The following is a 2,946-nucleotide window of genomic DNA, read 5'->3' on the forward strand; positions in this document are numbered from 1 at the left end:
AAGCAATGGGCAAAAGAAGAGGTCAATATATGGTCACAAGAGGCCTCTTTTTCTAGTGAATGTGTTAATGATTCTCTTTCTAGTTATCGCATTTTCCTAGAGTGCGTCAATGAAAACACTAAAGACATATTTATATTTTCATTCTCTAAAGGCGATGTTCATATTTCACCAAAAAGAAATCCCCACACTTCAGTAGCGGCCGGCAGTTTAGAAGCAGTGCGGTTACCTCTTTATGTGAATTTTCTAAAAAATGTTATACTACAAGTACCCCATCTCCCCGAGTTCTCGATAGCTCTATGTATAGGTGACATGGTTGCATTCGATAGCAGGTTTCCTGTGTTTTGTTTTCAGAAGAATGTAAGATCGAATCTAATGTTGATACCCGATCCTGATTTTTTGCAATACAATTTTTATCAGGAAAAACCTGAAGACGAAAAATTTGAAGATAAGTTAGACCAAGTTATTTTTTGCGGATCTTCTACAGGAGGAATTATGACCGACAGAGACATTATTAATGATAATACTGATAGACTTTATTTGTGTAATGAATTTATTGGAAATAAAGATATTAAAGTTCGAATTGGTGCGGCAGTGCAATGCTTATCTGAAGATGGCGCTGAATTATTGCGAAAAAAGCCGTATTTCGAGCGAATATTATGGGATGAGCAAATTAAATGTCGTTATATACTGTCTATAGATGGAAATGGGGCTACATGCTCGCGCATTGTATTGACACTTCGTAGTCAAAGTTTGTTACTAAAATATCGGTCCGAGCAGCAATTATACTATTTTCGTGGTCTACGGCCTTTTGAGCATTTTGTGCCGATTGATAATGCAGAAGATCTGAAACTTCAATATTCGCGATTAAAAAATGGGGAGATAGAAACAAAAAAAATGATAAGAAATGCGAATAATTTTTACGACGATTATTTAGGTAAGTCATCTGTTGAGTATTATACTGCATGTTTATTAGAAAGCTTTTACTATTACTATGTAAGTAAACTAAAATAATATAAGTCCCTACTGAGCTCGACTTTGGCCAATTAGGCGGCTTGGCAGAGGGCGTAGGCCCAGGCTGGTGGCAGGCGGAACTGATGTTTCTTTCGGTTGCGTCTGCGGGGTGACGTCCTCAAACCCTGCTGGCACCAGATCGTGCGACGGACGGCAGCGAGAGCATCGAAGAGGGTAGGCTGCGGTTTGGGGTACCACGCTGCTGTCGCGACCTGCCGCCGCTCACGTGCTGTCAGCCTGGTGGCGAGCAGGGTGACGATGGAGAACAGGGCGAGCAGGCAGGGAGCCGTACGAGCGATAGCCTTGTCGGACCATTGCCGCTGGGTCTCGACGCCGAGGTGGGCACGCGCTTCCTGGAAGGTGACCTCGACCTGCCAGCGTCGGACGAACCACGTCACGATCTGTGTCGGATCTCGTATGGGGTCGGTGCAGAGCAGCCCTTGTGGCTCGAAGCGGTTCTCGGGATCGCGGATCAGAACCCAGCGGATCGGCACTGCTGGTAGACCGGAATGATGCCAGACGGCGGTGGCCGTGGCGATCTCGATTGTAGCGCGGCAATCTGGATGATTGGTCGCATTGCCTCGCCTGAAATGCTCCCGAACGTTGGGCCGTTGCCGCATCTGATTTGCTCCCGACGCGGGTTCGGCGGTGGGGGTGGTGATAAGGCGGGTGAGCATGGCGACGCGTGATGAACTGCTTGTGGCGTTGGCGGCTCGATACCGAGGCAGCGGACGTGAGGAGAAGACCCGCATCCTGGACGAGTTCGCGTCCGTGACGGGTCACCACCGCAAGCACGCGATGCGGCTGCTCCGGGCCGGTCCACCGGGTGAGGCGCCGACCTTCCGACCGGAACGGCGGGTCTACGACACGGCGGTGCGCGAGGCGCTGATCGTGCTCTGGGAAGCCTCCGACCGGATCTGCGGCAAGCGTCTGAAGGCGATGATCCCGACCTTGCTGCCGGCGATGGAACGCCACGGACACCTCGACCTCGTCCCTGAGATCCGGGCCGCGCTGCTCGCGATCAGCGCGGCGACGATCGACCGGGCCCTCACTCCGCAGCGCGAGCGCTCCGGACGCGGTACGCGCCGCCGGAGGTCGCCAACGGCGCTGCGCCGGTCGATCCCAGTGCGGACGTTCTCGGACTGGAACGACCCGCCGCCCGGCTTCATCGAGGTCGACCTCGTGGCGCATTCCGGTCCGGTCGCCTCGGGCGCCTTCATCCAGACGCTGGTGCTGACCGACATCGCCACCGGCTGGACCGAGTGCGCCCCGCTCTTGGTCCGGGAGCAGACGCTGCTGGTCGGCGTGCTGCGCGAAGTGCGTGCCCGGATGCCGTTCCCTCTGCTCGGGTTCGACTCGGACAACGACAGCGTGTTCATCAACGAGACGGTGCGGGACTACTGTCTGACCGAGGGGATCGTGTTCACCCGCTGCCGGCCCTATCGCAAGAACGATCAGGCCCATGTCGAGCAGAAGAACGGCGCGATCGTGCGACGCATCGTCGGCTATCGGCGGTTCGAGGGCATGGCGGCCGCCCGTGAGCTAGCCGCGCTCTACGCGCGGACGCGGCTGTTCGTGAATGCCTTCCAGCCGTCGTTCAAACTCGCCGAGAAGGAGCGCGACGGCGCGCGGGTGCGCAAGCGCTACCATGCGCCGGCGACACCCTGTGACCGGCTTCTGGCCGATCCACGCACATCCGCGAAGATACCTTGCCGGATCGAGGCGGTGCGTGCCGACCTCGATCCGGTGCGGCTTCTGGCCGAGATCCGAAGCGGGCAGCAAGCCCTCGTCGCGATCTCCGAGGGGCCAGATGGTACCCGAGTCGGTCAGGATCTTGGACAAGGTTGGCCGCCGCACACCCTTCTTCCGCGGGCGCCCGATCGTACCGGGAAGCCTTGGAGGCGCTGTTTGATCCTCCCCGGTTCCACGGACACC

At 55.8% G+C, this 2,946-nt stretch carries 3 protein-coding genes; 2 read left to right on the plus strand and 1 reads right to left on the minus strand.

Annotated elements, in window-relative coordinates:
* Positions 1-1,011, plus strand: a 1,011-nt coding sequence (locus COGEMETH_RS18090) for a glycosyl transferase family 90 (RefSeq protein WP_238183998.1), incomplete at its 5' end; no start/stop codon positions are given.
* Between the two features lie 32 nt (positions 1,012-1,043).
* Here the strand turns inward: COGEMETH_RS18090 and COGEMETH_RS18095 are convergent.
* Positions 1,044-1,688 (minus strand): hypothetical protein, encoded by a 645-nt coding sequence (locus COGEMETH_RS18095; protein ID WP_238183999.1) that lies wholly within the window; start codon positions 1,686-1,688, stop codon positions 1,044-1,046.
* On the opposite strand from COGEMETH_RS18095, the gene COGEMETH_RS18100 reads away from it, so the two are divergent.
* A partial coding sequence (locus COGEMETH_RS18100; RefSeq protein ID WP_373875389.1) for a hypothetical protein occupies positions 1,687-2,946 on the plus strand: 1,260 nt, incomplete at its 3' end. The two genes, COGEMETH_RS18095 and COGEMETH_RS18100, sit on opposite strands and share 2 nt — an antisense overlap.

The organism is Methylobacterium trifolii (assembly GCF_022179685.1).
In the GTDB taxonomy this organism is placed as follows: Bacteria; Pseudomonadota; Alphaproteobacteria; order Rhizobiales; family Beijerinckiaceae; genus Methylobacterium; species Methylobacterium trifolii.